This window comes from Streptomyces sp. NPDC015144 (genome assembly GCF_043079735.1).
GTDB lineage: Bacteria > Actinomycetota > Actinomycetes > Streptomycetales > Streptomycetaceae > Streptomyces.
In genome coordinates this window covers 56,980-73,373 of sequence record NZ_JBIBUU010000021.1, presented here as the reverse complement: position 1 = coordinate 73,373, position 16,394 = coordinate 56,980, and the positions used below count along the sequence as shown (strand labels likewise).

The 16,394-nt window shown below is 69.3% G+C and carries 18 protein-coding genes; 1 reads left to right on the top strand and 17 read right to left on the bottom strand.

The features are described 5' to 3' along the window. Positions 1-6 precede the first annotated feature (6 nt). The 8 genes from ACF08W_RS29020 to ACF08W_RS28985 all read right to left on the bottom strand — a co-directional run bounded on the left by ACF08W_RS29020 (position 7) and on the right by ACF08W_RS28985 (position 9,906). Entirely contained in the window at positions 7-1,206 is a 1,200-nt protein-coding gene (locus tag ACF08W_RS29020; protein ID WP_392281055.1) for a hypothetical protein, read from the bottom strand. Then, positions 1,206-2,171, bottom strand: coding sequence for a hypothetical protein (locus ACF08W_RS29015; protein WP_392281054.1), 966 nt, complete (start codon positions 2,169-2,171; stop codon positions 1,206-1,208). Before ACF08W_RS29015 ends, ACF08W_RS29020 begins: the two co-directional genes overlap by 1 nt. A gap of 69 nt (positions 2,172-2,240) precedes the next feature. Next, positions 2,241-3,293, bottom strand: a complete 1,053-nt coding sequence (locus tag ACF08W_RS29010; RefSeq protein ID WP_392281053.1) for a hypothetical protein — start codon at positions 3,291-3,293, stop codon at positions 2,241-2,243. Further along, entirely contained in the window at positions 3,290-7,333 is a 4,044-nt protein-coding gene (locus ACF08W_RS29005) for a hypothetical protein (RefSeq protein ID WP_392281052.1), read from the bottom strand. The genes ACF08W_RS29010 and ACF08W_RS29005 overlap by 4 nt, the downstream gene beginning before the upstream one ends. A 297-nt stretch (positions 7,334-7,630) precedes the next feature. Next, a complete protein-coding gene (locus tag ACF08W_RS29000) occupies positions 7,631-8,161 on the bottom strand; it encodes a hypothetical protein (protein ID WP_392281051.1) in 531 nt (176 codons plus the stop codon). A gap of 137 nt (positions 8,162-8,298) precedes the next feature. Next, positions 8,299-9,132: an IPT/TIG domain-containing protein gene (locus ACF08W_RS28995; protein ID WP_392281050.1), complete on the bottom strand. Its 834-nt coding sequence runs from the start codon at positions 9,130-9,132 to the stop codon at positions 8,299-8,301. 73 nt (positions 9,133-9,205) lie between these two features. Beyond that, complete coding sequence (locus ACF08W_RS28990) at positions 9,206-9,631, bottom strand: hypothetical protein (protein ID WP_392281049.1); 426 nt, start codon at positions 9,629-9,631, stop codon at positions 9,206-9,208. After that, positions 9,631-9,906, bottom strand: a complete 276-nt coding sequence (locus tag ACF08W_RS28985) for a hypothetical protein (protein ID WP_392281048.1) — start codon at positions 9,904-9,906, stop codon at positions 9,631-9,633. Before ACF08W_RS28985 ends, ACF08W_RS28990 begins: the two co-directional genes overlap by 1 nt. Positions 9,907-10,033: 127 nt before the next feature. Here ACF08W_RS28985 and ACF08W_RS28980 point away from each other — a divergent pair, with 127 nt between their 5' ends. Then, a complete protein-coding gene (locus tag ACF08W_RS28980) occupies positions 10,034-10,804 on the top strand; it encodes a hypothetical protein (protein WP_392281047.1) in 771 nt (256 codons plus the stop codon). Between the two features lie 2 nt (positions 10,805-10,806). Here the strand turns inward: ACF08W_RS28980 and ACF08W_RS28975 are convergent, their stop codons facing one another. The 9 genes from ACF08W_RS28975 to ACF08W_RS28935 form a co-directional block, all read right to left on the bottom strand. Continuing rightward, positions 10,807-11,343, bottom strand: a complete 537-nt coding sequence (locus ACF08W_RS28975) for a hypothetical protein (protein WP_392281046.1) — start codon at positions 11,341-11,343, stop codon at positions 10,807-10,809. Beyond that, positions 11,343-11,675 (bottom strand): hypothetical protein, encoded by a 333-nt coding sequence (locus ACF08W_RS28970; protein WP_392281045.1) that lies wholly within the window; start codon positions 11,673-11,675, stop codon positions 11,343-11,345. The genes ACF08W_RS28975 and ACF08W_RS28970 overlap by 1 nt, the downstream gene beginning before the upstream one ends. 14 nt (positions 11,676-11,689) lie before the next feature. Beyond that, positions 11,690-12,541, bottom strand: coding sequence for a hypothetical protein (locus ACF08W_RS28965; protein ID WP_392281044.1), 852 nt, complete (start codon positions 12,539-12,541; stop codon positions 11,690-11,692). A gap of 11 nt (positions 12,542-12,552) precedes the next feature. After that, positions 12,553-13,053 (bottom strand): hypothetical protein, encoded by a 501-nt coding sequence (locus ACF08W_RS28960; protein ID WP_392281043.1) that lies wholly within the window; start codon positions 13,051-13,053, stop codon positions 12,553-12,555. 143 nt (positions 13,054-13,196) lie between these two features. After that, a complete protein-coding gene (locus tag ACF08W_RS28955; protein WP_392281042.1) occupies positions 13,197-13,658 on the bottom strand; it encodes an IPT/TIG domain-containing protein in 462 nt (153 codons plus the stop codon). 119 nt (positions 13,659-13,777) lie between these two features. Continuing rightward, positions 13,778-14,011 (bottom strand): hypothetical protein, encoded by a 234-nt coding sequence (locus ACF08W_RS28950; protein WP_392281041.1) that lies wholly within the window; start codon positions 14,009-14,011, stop codon positions 13,778-13,780. Between the two features lie 8 nt (positions 14,012-14,019). Beyond that, entirely contained in the window at positions 14,020-14,763 is a 744-nt protein-coding gene (locus ACF08W_RS28945; protein ID WP_392281040.1) for a hypothetical protein, read from the bottom strand. Between the two features lie 38 nt (positions 14,764-14,801). Next, entirely contained in the window at positions 14,802-16,046 is a 1,245-nt protein-coding gene (locus tag ACF08W_RS28940; protein ID WP_392281039.1) for a hypothetical protein, read from the bottom strand. After that, entirely contained in the window at positions 16,046-16,318 is a 273-nt protein-coding gene (locus ACF08W_RS28935; RefSeq protein ID WP_392281038.1) for a hypothetical protein, read from the bottom strand. Before ACF08W_RS28935 ends, ACF08W_RS28940 begins: the two co-directional genes overlap by 1 nt. Positions 16,319-16,394: the final 76 nt, after the last annotated feature.

Sequence of the window (16,394 nt, the reverse complement as noted above, 5' to 3'; positions counted from 1 at the left end):
GCGGCCTCAGCCGTAGTAGTCGGCGCGGGTGAGGGTGAGGATCGCGACGCCGGCGGCCGGGTCGATCTCCTCGGCCGTGACGCGGTGCCAGATCGCGAGTTCGCCGACCCAGGGGACGTCGACCTGGACGAGGATGCGGTCGCCGAGCGTCCAGGACCCGAGCGGGGCGTTGGGGTGGTGGCGGATCGCGATGGACGGGATGGTGAGCTGGGCGTTGTGCCGGGCCCGTTCCTTCTGCCCGGCCTCCGTCAGCGTCTTCACGTTCGCGGTCGACTTCCGCGAGATCATCCGGGCCCGCCGGACCCGCTTGTCGTCCACGACGACCCGGACCCGGGCGGTCTTCTTCCCGGAGCCCTTGCCCAAGACGTAGATGTTGTTCGCGAAGTAGTCGCCTTGGCCCTGCGGGGTGGCGATTTCGACGATGTTCTCCCCGGACGCGAACCGGAGGTCGTTGCGGGTTCGACCCAGGCGACGGGTGCCCAGGTCGATGTGGTGGATCATCTTCTCCTTCGACCCGTCCCACCGGTGGCTCTCGACGAAGTCGGCTTTCGCCAGGTTCATCACGTCGGTGATCGTCGCCCCGCAGTCCGGGCTTTCCCACCACAGCAAATTCCATGGGTCCTCGCCGGTGGACGCACCGAGGAGGTACCCGGAGTCGTGTTTGTCGAGCGTGACGCCGAGGTTGCCCCGCTGGTAGGACTGCAGGTGATCCCAGATGTGCCGGACGACGTCGTACGCGTCCCACCGGCCGCTGATCTTGTCCTTCGGCTTCGGGGGCATCTTCCGCCGCGGCTTCGACCCGTCGATGTACCCGTCACGGTTCTTGTCCTTGCCCTCATAGGCCCACTTCTGCGCGACCTTCACGCCGGACTGGATGACCGATCCCAGGTACGGCATCCCGTTGGGGTAGGCGGTGTACCCGGCGCATTCGATCTTCATCGCCTGGCCCTCGTACGCGACGCGGGTGACGATCCCGCCCCACCGGATCTTCCCCTCGTACTCCGCGTACAGGGTGGTCGCCCACTCGGTGATCACCGGCAGCCCGTCCGGCTTGGCCATCAGCCGCATGTACTCCGGCCCGATCGTGCCCTGCATCTGCCCCGGCCCGTTCAGCTCCCGCTTCGGGACGCTGGTGGCCACGAAAGGCACGTCCCAGTCGAGGAAGTCGCCGGTCGTGGTGCGCTGAGCGATGTACCGCCACGACATCAGGACGCCACCGGGGCCTGCGAGTAGACGATGTCCACGGACAGGACCGTGCCGGCATCCGCGCGCAGCACACCCGTGGCCCCGGCGCTGCCGATGCCTTCGACGCCGATCGGCAGGACCGCGCCCCGGTCCTCGGGCGCCAGCGTGAACGTGTACCCGGCCTGGACCGCGACCCGTCCGGCCTGCGCGACCAGGTGCTGAATGCCCGGCCCGGTCTGCGTGCCGCAGGTGACCCGCAGCTCCCCCCGGGCGAGCACCGCGTCAGGGTGCAGCAACCCAGTGATGGCCGTGTGGACACTGACGTGCGTGGCCCATTCAGGCACGGTCTCCGACCAACGGGCGCCGAGCGGAAACTGCTCCCACACGTCCGTGATCGCGCCCAGGTCGTCCGCGGTCGCCCATGCCGCGTACAGGTACCGGCGGTGGGACTCCTGGCGGGGCCGAACCAGCCGGCGCAGGTCGACGACCATGCCCGGAGTGATCGCGGCGGTGCCTGCGGGGATGTCGATCCGGGCGAGGGTGACCGCGGTTGCGTCCGGGTCGATGTCCTGGATGCTCGTGGTGCCGATCGGCACGTCGGGGATCACCCGGGTGAAGACGTACGGGCCGACGGACGGGTCCTCGGGCTCCGGCCACACCTCACCGCCGTACGGGTCCTCGACCCGGGCGACGATCAGGTCGCTGCGCGGCCCGTCGGCCGCCGTCGGTTCGATGTCCACCGACTCGGGGGTGGGCATCCGTGCCGCGTACGCCTGCGACGCCCCACCCGCACCGCGGCGCCGGGCGACCATCGCTCCGGTTCCTACCTGGACGCCGGCGGACGGGAGGTCGAGAGCACTCACCCGCAGATCGGCCGGGGCGACGATTCCGTCGCCGCCGCCCGCGGCCGTCTCCACGATCAGCCGCAGCGTCTCCTCCGACGCCGCGGTGTTCTCCACGAACCAGGGGATGCCGTCCCACGCCATGCTTCTCTCCCAAGATCAGACCGGATGATCTGGGTAGGGTGAGGCACCGGCCCGGTTACCGTCCTGCGGTCACCACCATGCGTATGCGTCGCGCCAGATGATCTCGATCCGAGGCCCCTTCTTCGGCACCGTCGTGGCCCGTACGTACGACAGCGACGCCAGCCAGACGCCCGGCGGAAGAGTCATCGCGGCCAGCCTCGGACTGGCCCGGGTCAGCTTGTCCGCCACCGACGCGCTACTGCTGCCCGAGGTCTTCATGACCGTCCGGGCCCAGGGCCGGGCATCGATCTGCACGTACTCGCCATCCTTGAGCGTCAGCGCCAACTGAACGGCCCACAGGCCCCCCAGCGTGACCTTGGGGTCCTTGCACGGACCGTAGACCTTGATCACGGGGTGCACGGGCAAGCGGCCCTGCACCTTCAGCGTCGCTGTCTTCTGCGGCGGCTTCGGCTCACCCGGCCTGGGCGGTACCCAGCCGGGCCGGCCCGGACGCGGCGGCAGCCCGGCCGGTACGTAGTAGTCCCACAGCTCCGCCGTCTTCTCGACCTCGTCGTAAAACTGGTCGTTGATGGCCACGAATTCGCACACGACCGGGGTGTAGCCGTGTTTCGTGAACCGGCTGTCCGCGACGTCGAACTTCCTCGGCCGGCCGATGAGCCGACGTGTCCGACCCGCCGTGCGATGCAGGAGCCAGGCCACCCGGCCCGGCTTGAGCCGGAGCGCGTCGGCACGCCATACCTGGCGCATCATGCCGACCCCGTCCTCATTCCACTGCCACGGCCCGCCCTGCTTCTTGAGCAGTTCGAGCGTCAAGGCATTGTCCGGCCAGTCGCCAGTACGCCGACCCGCCACAGGCCAGTTCGCTGGGTAGTACCGCTCGACCGGTGCGTCCACGGCATCGATTCCGAGCTCGAACGTCACCGTGGCCGAGCGCTGGTAGTCCCTGCCGAGCCGGATGCCGTCCTCACCGGGCAGCGGTTGATCTCCCACCTCCGGGTCGCTGAATTTCACCTCGGGCTCTTTCAGGCAGTAGATCCCGGACGGCTCACGTCCGAACGTGAGCGCGGCACCGGGCAAGTCCTCGTAGGTGCCGTATCCCAGGTACCAGTCCCCGTCTTTCACGCTCGTGCACCTCCCAGCCGGATCAGCCGCAGTTGATACATGGCGTCCTCCAGCGCATTGGCCGTGGTGCCCACGGCACCGATGTTCAGGTTCAGGTCGCCGCCGACGAGTGCCGCGCCGCCCTGCACGGCCCTGGCGCGAGATGCGGCAGAGACTCCGCGGCCGCGGCTGCTGCTGCTCACACCGCCATTGGCGAACGTGGAAAGCGCGCGCTCCGGGTAGACGACGGAGCCGCCGAAGAACTTGGCGACGGTGTCCAGGATTTCCTCAGAGCGCTTCCGCTTGGAGGGGGCCAGCGGGATGTAGGCCTCGCCGGGGTACGTCTCCGGCTCCGCCCACAGCCGCATCTCGCCAGCCTTGGCGATCTGCGCGATGTGCTTCTCGGCGCCGTTCGCGAAGGCCTTCACGCGGCCGGCCATGCGGTGAATGCCGCCGTTGGCGAACTGGACGATTCCGCCGTCGGCCTTCTGCGTGACCACGGAGGGCTTGCCCACCGAGTGGTACTGGACCGTGACCTGGACGGTCTTCCCCGTGAGGGAATTGATCTTGCTCTGGATCGCCTGAACCTGCTGGATCGCCCCCTTGTTCGGGGCGGTGATCCGCACGACCTTCCCGCCGCCGTCCACGTTCTTGATCTTGTACCCAAGGTCCTTGAGCGCGGCCTGGGCCGTCTTCGTCGGCGCCTTGACGTCGATCGACGCACCCTTCGGGAGGGCAGCCACCTTGTCCTGCACGCCCTTGAGCTCACCGGCAGCCCTCTTCACGATCGCGCTGACCGTCACGTTCTTCTTGTCCGGCGCGTTCGCGATGTCCTGCGCCAGGGCGGCGATGTTCACGCGCGCGCCGCCGGTCGGGGCGGTAACGGAGACCTTCTTGCTGCCGGGGACCTTCTGCACGGTGAAGCCGAGCGCCTCGAGCTGTTCGCGGGCCGCGGCCGTGGGTGCCGTGATCTGGATGGCCTTGCCTGGCTTGATGCTCTCCAGCTTGCCCCGCAGTCCGATGATCTCGGCAGTCGCCTCCGGAATGCCCTGAGCCACGACCAGGGTGTTGATGGTGTCGGGGACGAACCCCATCTGGTCGGCCAGCGCCTTGGCCTCGTCCTTGGGGATGCCGATGCTCCTGGCGAGCTCGATGGCTTTCGCGCGGGCCCGCTCCATCGCTCCCTGGCTCTCGTCCATCGCCTTCGACATCGGCATGAGGCCCTGCTCCCCGGCTTCCATTGCCCGGGTGGCCACGCCCAGCATGCCGTCGCGGAGTTCTTGGAGCTGCGTGTTGAGATTCTGACCGTTCTTGGTGGAGGTGTTGACCAGTCCGTCGTTGTCGATGAGGGCCTTGCCCCAGCCTTCCGCCCGCTTGGTGGTTCCCTTCATGGTGTCGTCGATCTGGAGCATCACGGCATTGAGCTGAGCCTCAGCGTCGTGGAAGCTCTGGGTGTTGCCGTTGAGGGCGTCCAGCGCGCGCTTGAGGGCGTTGGTCCGTTCGTCGGCCGTCTTGGTCTTGTTGCTGAACTCCAGCACCGCGGCCTGCAGGCGGGTGTAGGAGGTCGTGCCGGTGGTGCCCGACTGCTTGAGCACTTCGGCGAGTTCCTTGTGGTTCCTCTGACCCTCTTCGAGCTCGCCCCTCAGTTGGCCGAGGGCGTCCTTCGCGCGCATGGCCGCCATGCCCTCGTCATCGGTCTTCTGGATGCTGTTGCCGGCGGTGATTGTTGCTCGGGTGTGGGCGTCCTCCGTGGCCTTGAGCTCCTTCTGCAGCTCGCCGAGGGACGTTCCCTGGCCGAGGTAGGCGTTCGTCAGGTCACCGAGGCTGACACCGGCCTTCCGCATCACATCGACCAGCTTCCCCTTGCCGTCGGCCAGTTCGGTGTCCTGCAGCAACTGCGCGGCCTGGGCGCGGACATTGGCGTCGATCGCGCCGCCGGACGCAACCAGGGCGTCCGTGAGCGCCTTCACCCGCTCCTGGTGAGCCTGGGTGGCGCGGGCGGCTTCTTCCTGGCGGGAGGCAAGGAGGCCGAGGCCGATGGTGACGCCGGCGAGCGCGATACCGAGTGGTCCGCCCAGAGCGGAGGTGATGCCACCGATAGCGGTGGAGGCAACCCGGTTGGCCGCGCGCATCCCGCGCATCGCTCCGGTGAAGCGATTGCCCTGCGTGGCGGCGCCCTGATAGGCGAGCCCCATCCGCTGCCACATGTTGATCTGCGGACCGAGGACGCCGGGGCCCATGGTGCCGCGCATCGTGGTGCCCAGGGTGCGCACGGAGGTACCCGCAGCAGTGACGGAGGTACCGAAAGACCGGAGCATGCCCGAAATGCCGCTGACGACCTTGAGGGCGAGCATCGTGCCCAGGAAAGTAGCCAGGACAGTATTCGCGCCGGGAATGACGCCCATCAGCGTGTTGAAGACCTCGAGCAGGCCACTGAACGCCAGGAGCAGCACACCGAGCCCGGAACCGGCCGCCGACAGGTCTCCGATCGCCGTGGCGATGTTCGAGATCACAGAGATGACCGCCGGGCCGACGGTCTCTCCGAGGGAGCTGAAGAAGGTGCCCAGGGCGGGCCCCAGCTCGGTTCGGATCTGCCGGACCAGGTCGAGGATCCCGCCATCCTTCATGGACCGGCCCATCCCGCGCATGAGGTCGCCGAACATCATGTTGACCTCGTGAAACACGGGCGCAGCGTCCGAAAAGAACTGCTCCATGGACTTCTGGCCGGCACCCGAGTTCGCCCAGCGCTCGAACCGCAGCATGCTGCCCTCGAGCCCGTTGAGCAGCGCATTGCCGGTGTCCATGGCCGCGCGGCCGACACCGCCGAATCCTCTGATCAGGCTGCCGGTGGTGCGGCCGAGCTGGGCCGCCTTGTCCCCTGCGTGGTCGAGGAACGTGGCGAGGCTGCCGGTCTCGCGGCCTGCCTGGATGGAGGCCCGAGCCCACCGGGTGGCCCTTTCGGTGGCCTGGCCGACCCGCTCAACGAACGGTCCGCTGGCCACCAGGAAGTCCATGCTCGCCCGGCCCATGTTGGCCAGGCCATCGGTCAGGTTGCCGACGACTCGGGAGTTCGTGCCCGCTATCGCCTTGAAGTCTTTGCGGAACGGGCCGGTCTGCATCGCCTTGGCGCCGCGCTGCGCCAGGTTGCCCATCTGCGCCGCGGAGTCGCCGAGGGCGTCCTTCAGGAGCGGGAAGACCGTTTTCGCCAGGGGCTTGATGTCGTCGGCGACCTTGGAGAAGAACCGGTCACTGACCGACATGCGGACCTTGCTCCACGCCCCTTGCAGGGAGGAGACGGCCTTGACCGCGTCACGGGCCGACGGTGAGAGCTTGTCCAGCGCCTGCTTGAGCTTCTTCTGCTGCGCCTCGGTGACCTTGCCGTCGGCGGCCAGCATCTGCGCCGCGGCGGTCGACTGCTTGAGCGCCTCCCCGAAGCCGGAGAACGCGATCTTCGTGCCGATCGCTGCGGAGCCCGCCGCGGCGATCAGGCCGGGTATCGCGCCGAGCACACCGACCGCGGGCGCGGCCGCGGAGACGAGCGCGGTCAGCCCGGCGCCGTACTGGCCAATGAGGGCGACCGCGGGCTCGAGCAAGGAGACGATGGCGCCGATGCCGAGCGTCCGCAGACTGCGGCGGCCGCCCGGCATCCGCATGTTCACGGGGACGTTGACCGGGTTACGGTCGGCCTCGTCCTGGGCGCCGGTGAGGAGTGTGCGGAGCCGGGCGAGGAGGCCGCCCCTGTTGTCGCCGTCTCCGTCGCCGTCGGGGCGGATCGGGATGTTCAGGTCGGTGTCGTCGATGCGGCGCCGGATGCCGTCGAGGGTGGTGCGGAACCGCTGCTCGTCGATCTCGACGCGGATTTTCGCGGTGACGCCCTTCGACGCCTCCTTGACCGCTTCCTTGAGGCGTTGTTTCAGGCCCTTGGAGTCGACCTCGACCTTGATCTTGGCGGCCAGGCCCTCGGCGGCCGTCTCGACGGCCGTACGCAGCCGTCCAGCGAACCCCGAAAGGTCGGCGACGACCGGCACGTCGAGGCGGCCGGCCTGCAGGCCCTCAGCCACTTCGGATCATTCCTCTCTGCATGGCGGCGGCGAGCATCTGGCGGTGGCCGCTCATGCGGGGTGCCTGCGGTTCCGGGGCGGACGGGGACGGCCGGGGCGGTGTGCCGGGGCCGTTCTGCGTCGCGGCGTTGGAGCGCGGCGGGCGAACGATGGTGGTTGGCTCCTCGCGCCGCTTGTCTGCGGCCAGGAGCCCGATCTCCTCGACAGCGAGCGCCAGGAGCTCGAGGACCTTGGTCCAGCCGCCGAGAGGGGCTGAACGGACCCGTGAGTCGTCTGGCAGGCCGTCGACGTAAGAGATCAGCCGTCGGAGTCCAAGGAATCCGGGTTGTCCGGGACGAAGCCAGATACGTCGTGCATCGACTCCGTGGAAGCGGGAGAGGTCAGACTCGACGTCTGCGAATCGCTCGCGGACGAGGCGCCCGACCGAAAGAGCTTTCCCAGCTCAACCCCGTAGACCTTGACCAGGCCGATCGTCAGGCGCACGTAGTCAGGAACCGACGGGCGCTTCTTCTTGAACTCCTCGTGCTGGTCGTCCAGGAGGATCGCGTAGGTCTCCCGGATCGCGGCGAGAAGCTGCCGCGGCAGGGTCGGGCGCCGGAACAGCGCGGTGACCACTTCGCCGACGCCGGCGTCGCCGTCGGCGGACTCGATGACCTCGCCGAGGAGTTCGACCAGGCCGAGCTCGTCCGACAGGATCGGGTCGAGGGCGTCGACGGGGAGTTCCGCCGGGAAAAGGAACTGCTCTCCGCGGAACTTGACCGGGATGCCGTCGGGAAACTGGACCTCGCGGCGCGGGGCGTCCAGGTCGATGGCGAACGACGTGTCCATGTGCGTGACCTCTTCGGGGTGCGTAGCTGGGTGCCGGATGTGGCAGCGCGCGGACAGTGGCAGCGCTGCGCGGCTTGTGTCGCGCCGTACGGCCGCCCCGCCGGATCAGGGCAGAGGGGGGCGGCCGCAGGGCTGGGTCACGCGTAGGTGAAGCCGCCGACCTTGGTGACGTTGCCGCCCGCGGAGACGACGACGATGTCCTTCACGCCGGTCGTACCGACGGGAGAGATCACGGACAGCTCGGTGTCGGTCTTGAGGGTCAGACCGGTGCCCGCCGTGTCGCCGAACTTGACGGAGGCCACGCTGCCGAGGTCGGTACCGGTGATCGTCACGGCGGTGCCACCCGCGGCCGGGCCGCCCGACGGCGAGACCGACGCGATCGTCGGCGCCGGGGGCTGGAACGCCGGGTCGTCGGTCAGGACGTACCAGGCATCCGTGTCGTCGCCGCCCTGGATGGCCAGGCGCAGCGGCAGGACGCTCTCCTTGGTCTTGGCGAGCTCCTTGGAGACACCCTCCATCTGCATCGTGCGAGGGATGACGTACCGGTAGTGCTTACCGCCGTCGATCACCTCGATGCACCCGGCGATCTCCGTGCGGCCGCCGATCCGCGGTGGCGCGAACCGGTAGTGCTTCCCGCCCCCCGCGGCCGGGGTGACGGCCGAGATGCTGCCGCCGCCGTACACCGCCTTGAAGTTGCGGACGGACCACTGCTGCAGGTCGACTTCGACGGTTGCCGCGTCGGTCGTCTGGAACGTGCGGGTCGGGTACGAGGACTGGGCGCTGCGGACCTGCTCGAAGTTCGGTTCGGAGTTGAACTTCAGGGAGTCCTCGGTGAACAGGCCAACCGTGTACCAGCCTTCGGGCATTTCCACGGTGGCGTCGGCCGGGGCGGTCGTACCGACGGGAGCCAGCCACATGCGGCTGAGCTGGGGGATGAGAATCTCGTTGTTGTTCGTGGTCTCGCCAGCCATGGCGGGCTTCTCCTTGGTGTCCGGTGGTGGGGCGCGGACACCTTGGAGAGCCGGGGTGCTTAACGTCGCGCCGTCACGGATGGACGGTGACGGAGAGGTTCATGACCCACCTGGGTTGGCCGTCGACCAGCGGCGACCACACGAGCAGTCCGGACGGCTTGATGCCGCTGAGGACCGGCTGGCCGGGGACGTGGGGCGCCTCCCCGAGCTCCTGGGCAGCCTGGGCGCAGCGCATCAGGATCTTCCGCAGTTCGGCCTTGCCCGGCCACCCGCCGGGGTCGCCGTACACCTCGAGCGTCACCTCCGGGGAGATGGCCCAGTTCATGTCCCGCAGGTCTCCGCCGGGGCCGTGGTCGATGCGCAGGTGCGGCCAGGGCGCTTCTTCGATCCCGGACACCCGGCCGGGGCCGCCGAGCGCGTCGGCGACCGCCGGGTGTTCCTGCAGCCAGGCAAGGAGTGCGGAGACCGGGTCGGCGTCCGCCAGGGTGGGGTCGCTCATCAGGCCGGGGTGGCGTAGCCCTGGCCGCGCAGCCGGTGGGCGTAGTCCGGGGAGACGAGGAGCTTGGCGCCCGGCGGGTAGTCGGTGCCGTCGATGGTGTGGTGGTGCGCCAGGGTGACGGCAACGGGGTCGGCGCCGGTGGGGAGGGCGGGGCCGACAACGTCCGGGACGAGGGTCGCCTTGTGGGCGGGGCGGGCCGGGGCGGTCTCGGTGACGGCCTCGGTGGATTCCTCCGCCGCGGTGTCCGCGGCGGGCTTCTTGGGAGTGGAGTTCATAGCCATAGTGCGCACTTTGGAGCAGAGGGCACGCTACTGTCACGAGCTGATCAACGACTAGGGGGCGTGGAAAATGAGCGGGGCTGTTCGGGCCTGGTGGCGCGATACACCGAGGGCAATTCGGTGGGTGGCTTACGTATCAGTTCCGGTGGGCCTGTTGGCAACGGCGTTGGGGGTCTACGGGGACACCCGGGGCTGGTGGGACAACCGGGGGTTCCTGACCAATCTGGTGTCCAGTTTCACCAGCTTGCTCTTCGGCGTCCCAACTGCACTTGTTGTGCTCTCACACTTGCAGGGAAAGCAGGCTGAGGCTATGGAGCGGCGGGCCGTCAAAAACAGGGCTGAGGCCGCCAAACAGGCCTATCGGGAGCTTGCGCTACAGCTCGTTCGCCCGGAGGCGCGAACCAACTACGGCGTGGTCGTAGCTGGTTTTCTCGTCACTGGCGACGAGATTCGACAGGGGCTCGAACGCAATCCTCCACTTCCGGGGAAGCTGCATGAGCTGTACGAGAAGCGGGTCGCCGACTTCCGCGGAACATTCACGGGAGAGGGGCGCGAGTTGGTCGAGTGGATCGAATCGATGCTCCTGCTGTGGGAGCAGATGGACAGCGAGATTCGTCCTCTGATTGAGGGCGCTGGCTTGAGGTGGATGCCCCTTGATCGCTATCGCGAACTTCGAGTCCACCACGAGCGTCTTGCGTCTATCGATCGGTCCGCCGTGATTCGAGAGGTCAACACGTTGAATGAGTATGTGCGCAATCTATCCACCGGCTCCCTTCCTCAGCGTCGAAGCGCAGTGCGGAGGTTGGGCGCCGACTGCACGGCTTTTCAAGGTTGGACTTTGTTCGTCGTGAGCCTCGAGAGGATCCTTCACGACATCGAGCACATCGCCAGGTAGAACTACCGGCGAGCCGCAACGATGGCGGCCGCGCGGGACATGAAGTGTGTGCCGTCGGCCCGCAGGTTGCCCGGGTAGACGGTGCCCACCTCGGCCTCGACGACCATGGGGGCCTGGACGGAGACGGTGACCGTGACCCGTTTCCCGGCCACGACCGGCTGTCCGGTGTTGATGTGCCGGGCGATGCCCTGTGGGTCCTTGTGTGCGCGGCACCGGCAGTTCTTGAGGTTGGCGACGGCCCGGGAGCTCTCGTCGAGCGGCTTGAGCATGTACGTCGTGGGGCCGACGCCGCGGTGCTCCATGTCCCAGCGCATGGAGTCGATGGCGAACCGCAGGTTCCCCGGGACTTCCTGCCCGTTGGCGGAGACGTGTGTCGGGCGGACCTTGTCGTCGCCCAGGGTTACCCAGCGCTTGGTGGGCGGGGCCAGGCGCTTCGCTTCGGTCTCGACCTGGTGGGCGATGCGCTGCACCGCGGGGGCCAGCATGCGGGCGAGCTGTGCCTCGAGGCCCTGCGCGGGTGTGAACTTTGCTCCGGCCATCACGCCACCTCGGGCGGGTTGAGTGTGCCGACGGCCTGGACGTAGTCGACATCCGGGCAGCCGGCGACGGCGTGGTTGCGGGTGCTCGACAGGGTCCAGGACCGGCCGGTCTCGTCGGAGATGGTGTCGCCGTCCTTGACCGGCCAGGCCTGCGGGTCGAGCCGTACCGACCACGATCCGTCGGGCTGCTCGAGGACCGACCCGGGCCAGGTGCCGCGCGGGGCCGGCTTCTGGTTCGGGTTCGGCGGGACGGGCACGCCGTTGGCGTCGCGCGCCCAGGGGTGAGCGAGCGCGTACGCCGTGAGCATCGCGTTCGGCAGCACGACGGCCATGACAGCTCCCTTCGTCAGCGGCCGCGGGCCGAGGAGTACGGCCACGGCGGGCGGGCGGGCCGGCCAAGGGGTTGGAACAGGCGGCGCTTCCAGCGGGCGAGGCTGGTGAGCTCGGGCAGAGCTCCGGCCTGACCGGTGGTCGGCGCCGACTCGTAAGAGATCGACTGGCCCTCCGCGCTGACGGAGGACACGCGGCGCCCCTGGGATCCGACACCGCCAGGGCGCAGCCGTTCGGACTCGGCGGCGTGCGTGGTCACGTACCGGACGATCGGATCGACGGCGGCGCCGTCGAGGCCGACGAGGAAGTCGACGTCGTAGGCACCATCTGTGCGGACGCGGTAGGTGGAGACCTGGACCAGGTCGTCGACGTCGACCGGCCACGAGGCGGCGTCCTCGAGCCGGTCGTTCCCGCCGATGTACGGCGTCAGAGCGGTACGGGTGACGAGCTGGGGGATGACGGGCTGGCCTAGGTATCCGACAACGTCCGCCTGGGCCTTCCGAATAGCGGTGAGCAGGTCGTCGCGCTGCTCCGCGCTGAGCGGGAGCGGGACGCCGAGTTCCTTGGCGACCGCTTCGGGGGAGGCGACGAGACCCAGCCCGAGGGGCAAGTCCAGGCGTACGGACTCATCCTTGACGGGCTGGGCCCCCTCGCTGGGGGTGAAGGAGACGGTGGCCCAGTATCGGCCGGGAGGCACGTCGGGCAGCATGAACCGGTAGACGCCGGCGCGCAGCCGGGTCGCCGGTCCGGCGGCCGCCACGGAGGTGGTGCGGTCCGGACCGGCGTACAGGGACACGCTGGTGACCTGTCCACCTGCTGGTTCGGGGTCGTAGTGCGCCCCGCCGTACATGGGCCTGTAGTCGAACACCCCACGGCTCCTTACTTCTCGGCCTGGGCGGTGAGCCGTGCGGCCTGTTCCCGCAGGCGCTCCGTGATGCGCGCGGCGACGCCCTCGGAGACGTGGGCGCCCGCGGGCTGCAGGAGCCGGTGAACCGGGTTGCGGTGCGGTCCGAGGTAAGTCTTCTCGACCAGGCGGACGGTGCACACGAGGACGGAGCCGTACTCGGTGAGCGGGACGAACACGGAGTCAATGTCGGCCGGGGGCTGCTTGGTGGAGTCGTCGATGATGACCTCGGCGAGGTTCTCCTCGTCGGGGATGACTTCGGTGGGAGTGGCGTAGACGGGCGCCGCGGGGGCCGCCGGGGGTTCCTGGACGGCCGGGGGCTCGAGCGGTGCGGCCTCGGGCGCCTTCGCGGCGCTGTCGGCCGGGGCCTGCTCATCGACGGCGGGCGCGGTCTCCTCGGCGGCCTCGGTGGTGGAGTCGGATACCTCCTCGGTCTTCGCGGCCGCGGTCTTACGGGTACGGGTGGTGCCTGCCATGGGTGGCTCCCTCTCGGGGTTCGTGTCCGGACGACGCGCACCCTGCACACCGGACGCTGCTTGTGTCGCGCCGTGCCCCGGCCTGGCGGCGCGTGACCCGGGCGGCCCTCGAGTGGTGCGGAGGGGCGCCCGGGTCAGGGGAATCAGGCGTAGGTGAAGCCGTTGGACTTGGTGACGTTGCCGGTGTCGGCCGCGACGACGACGTTGACGGCCCCCGCTGCGCCCGCCGGGGTCTTCACGCGCAGCTCCGTGTCGGAGACGCGCTTGAGCTCGGTGCCCGGGGTGGCTCCGAAGTTGACCGCGGTGACGCCGGCGAGGCGGGTGCCCTTGATCGTGACGGTGGTCCCGCCCGCGGCCGGGCCGGTGGTCGGGCTGACGGTCGCGACGGTCGCGGCCGGGGCGTAGAGGCGGTCGATCTCGGACTGGGGGACGATGGTTCCGGCCTGGTAGAGCAGGTGGAACCGGGAGCCTTCGGCGCGGCCGTCGCCGGGCCCGTACGCCTTGGACTCGTACACGTCCTCGGTGATCCGCATGGGGACGTCCGGGACGGCGGATGCGGGGAACGCCGACTTCTTGATCAGCGTCCCGTCTTCCTTGTGCAGCATGGGGTTGTTCCCTTCTGGGTCGGTGGCGCGGCGAAGGATGGGGCACGGGGCCGTCTTGGGTCGCGTGCTGCCGGGGGAGGGGCGCTTGCCCAATTGGGCAAGAATGATCTTGAACCCTGTTACTGCGCTTCCACGGCGTGGTGGGTCTCGATCCACACGCGCGCCCCGCAGGACAACGGCCGGTCGGGCTGGTAGACGATGCGCGCAACCTCGCTGCCGCTGGCGTCTCGGATGATCGCCGTATGGGCGTAGCGGTTGTCCTTGTACGTCTTGAGTGTCAGGACGGGCTCGTTCTCGCCGTGCTGCCGGTTCCGCCGGATGACGTGCTGATTGACGTGGATGATCGTCTTCACAGGGCTCCCTACGGCTGTCCGCTGCCGAACTGCTTGCCGGGGCCACGGCGTCGGGCGTTCCGCTCACGCTGCAGCTCGCTGAACCGCTTGGTGCCCTGCCGCTTCTGCAGGTGCTTGATGCCGTTGGCGGGCAGTCCCACCTTCTGCGGGCCGAGAATCGAGATCAGGTCCCCCAGGTCGCCCCGGGAGGTGTAGCCAGCCGCCTCGACGGCTTCCTCGTCGGGGAAGACGTCGACGTGCCGCTCGGTCTCGAGGTCGATCAGGTGGTCCTCGCGGCCGCCGAGGGAGTACACCCACTTGAAGTTGGCGGGCGGGTCCGGTTCCACGCACTCGCGGAAGAGGCTAACGCTCTTGGTGTATGCGTAGAACGTGACGTCGGGGGCGGAGCGCATCACACGCATCCAGGCGGCCGTGTACTCCGGGCTGAAGAAGTCGCCGGCGTCGTGACAGCGGACGTACTTACCGCCCCGGTAGCGCTTGTGCTGGAGCTCGGCGGTCATCGCCGCCTCCCAGCCGGGCAGGTCGTCCAGGACCATCATCAGGTTCGCCTCGTGGGCGGCCTTGACGGTGCGGAACTGGTAGGTGCCCGTACGGGCGTAGCAGAGGGGGGCGCACGCAGAAGCGCCTGGGCAGGTGTTGTAGTTGCGGCCGTCGGGGAGGGTCCCTGCCCATGCGGGCAGGGTCCACTTGTAGGTGTCGGCGTGGCCGGTGCCCTTGTAGGTGGTCAGGAGCCACCGTCGTGTGGAAGTCATCCGCGGACGGTGGCCCTCCGGTCACCTTTACGTCTTCTTCACAAAATCCGGAGGTCGTCCCAGCCCTCGGGGCCGACGCTGAACACGAGCAGACCGGACGTCGACACCTCGCCGCTGCGGACCGCGTACCAGTCGCTGCCGTTGTCCAGGGTCGGGGCCTGGATCCACAGCCTGCCGTTGCCCATCTGCTGGGCCCGGAAGTGGTGGAAGTGGCCTGTGATGAGAATGTCGGCGTCCGCGACGGGCTGGCGCCCGAAGGTCTGGCCTCTCCACCAATCACCGGCCTTGTCGGGGCGCGGGTACTGGTGGCCGTGCCCCAGGCCCACGACTTTCCCGGCGACGTCGAGCGAGACAGTGTCCCGCCACCGCTCCGGCAGTACGAACGAGACGTGCCCGTACGCGTCCTCGTTGCGGGCGTAGGCGTCGGCGATCTGGGACATGACCTCGATGCCCCAGTCGTCGACGGGCGGCCCGACGGCATCCTTCCCGCGGCGTACGCGGCCGTGGTTGCTGCCGCAGGTCGCGGCGACGACGCGGCCGAACTTCCCGGCGAGGCGGTCCAGGCCCTCGAAGGTGACGCGCCGGTGGACGCGGACCATCTCGGTCAGGGTCAGGTCGTTGGTGAACGCCTGCTGCGTCGTGTTCTCGAAGCCCTCGACGCAGTCTCCGGCGTCGGCCCAATAGGCGACGGACGGGGCCCTGCCGACGGCCTTGAGGTCGCGGATGTGGTCGTCGAGCCGGTCGAACCGGTCGGCGACCCGGGCGATGAGCTCCGGGGTGCCGCCGTCGCGGCCGACCTTCCCGGCCTGGGCGTCGGCGTAGACCACGACCAGGGCGCGCTCCGCGGTGTCAACGGCCGCGCGGGGCTTGCGGCGGCGGCGCATCGCGTCGCGGACGAGCGCGTCAATGTCGCCCGCCGACTGCCACGCGGGGGCGGCCGGCTCGATGACGTACCGGCAGCGCCACACGGCTCGGGTGACGGCGTCGTCGCCCTGGTTGTCGCGGTGCCAGGCCGCCGGGTCGTGCTTCGCCTCGACCAGGCGGACCCGGAAGCCCTCGGGAACGACGAGCCCCATCTCCTCGACGCGCTCGCGCCAGTCGGCCTCTCCAGCGGGCGGCTTGTCCGCGGGCGGGGCGGTGACAATCATCGTGCCGCCCTCGTACCGCACCCCGGACTCCCAGCCGCGCGGCGCGGCCGGGTAAACGCGTTCCGCCTGCGGGGCCTGGCTCTGCCCGTGGGAGACAGGCTCGAGGAGCGCCTGCAGCTCGTTGTTCAGGGTCATCACTCGCACCGGCATCCGTTCGGCTTCCCGCGGCGCCTGTGCCGGTTGACCGTGTAGGCCGTCACGGGGTCGCCGTAGCGGCTGAGCGCCTCGGCGATGGCCGTGGCGGAGACGCTGGTCGTGTCCAGCACCGCGCGGAGCGATGCGGCAACGTCGGCGTCTGCGGCCTCCAGGAGGGCACCGACGCTGCAGCGGGGGCCCCGGTGAGCGGCGGGGGCGCCCGTGAGGGCTTCCAGCTCCTGGGCGAGGCCTGTGGGTTGTTTCTCGATCACCAGCGTCCTCCGTCGTTCTGTGGTGGTACGTGGGAGGGGGCGCACCCGTGCGGGTGCACCCCCTCACTGCGGCACG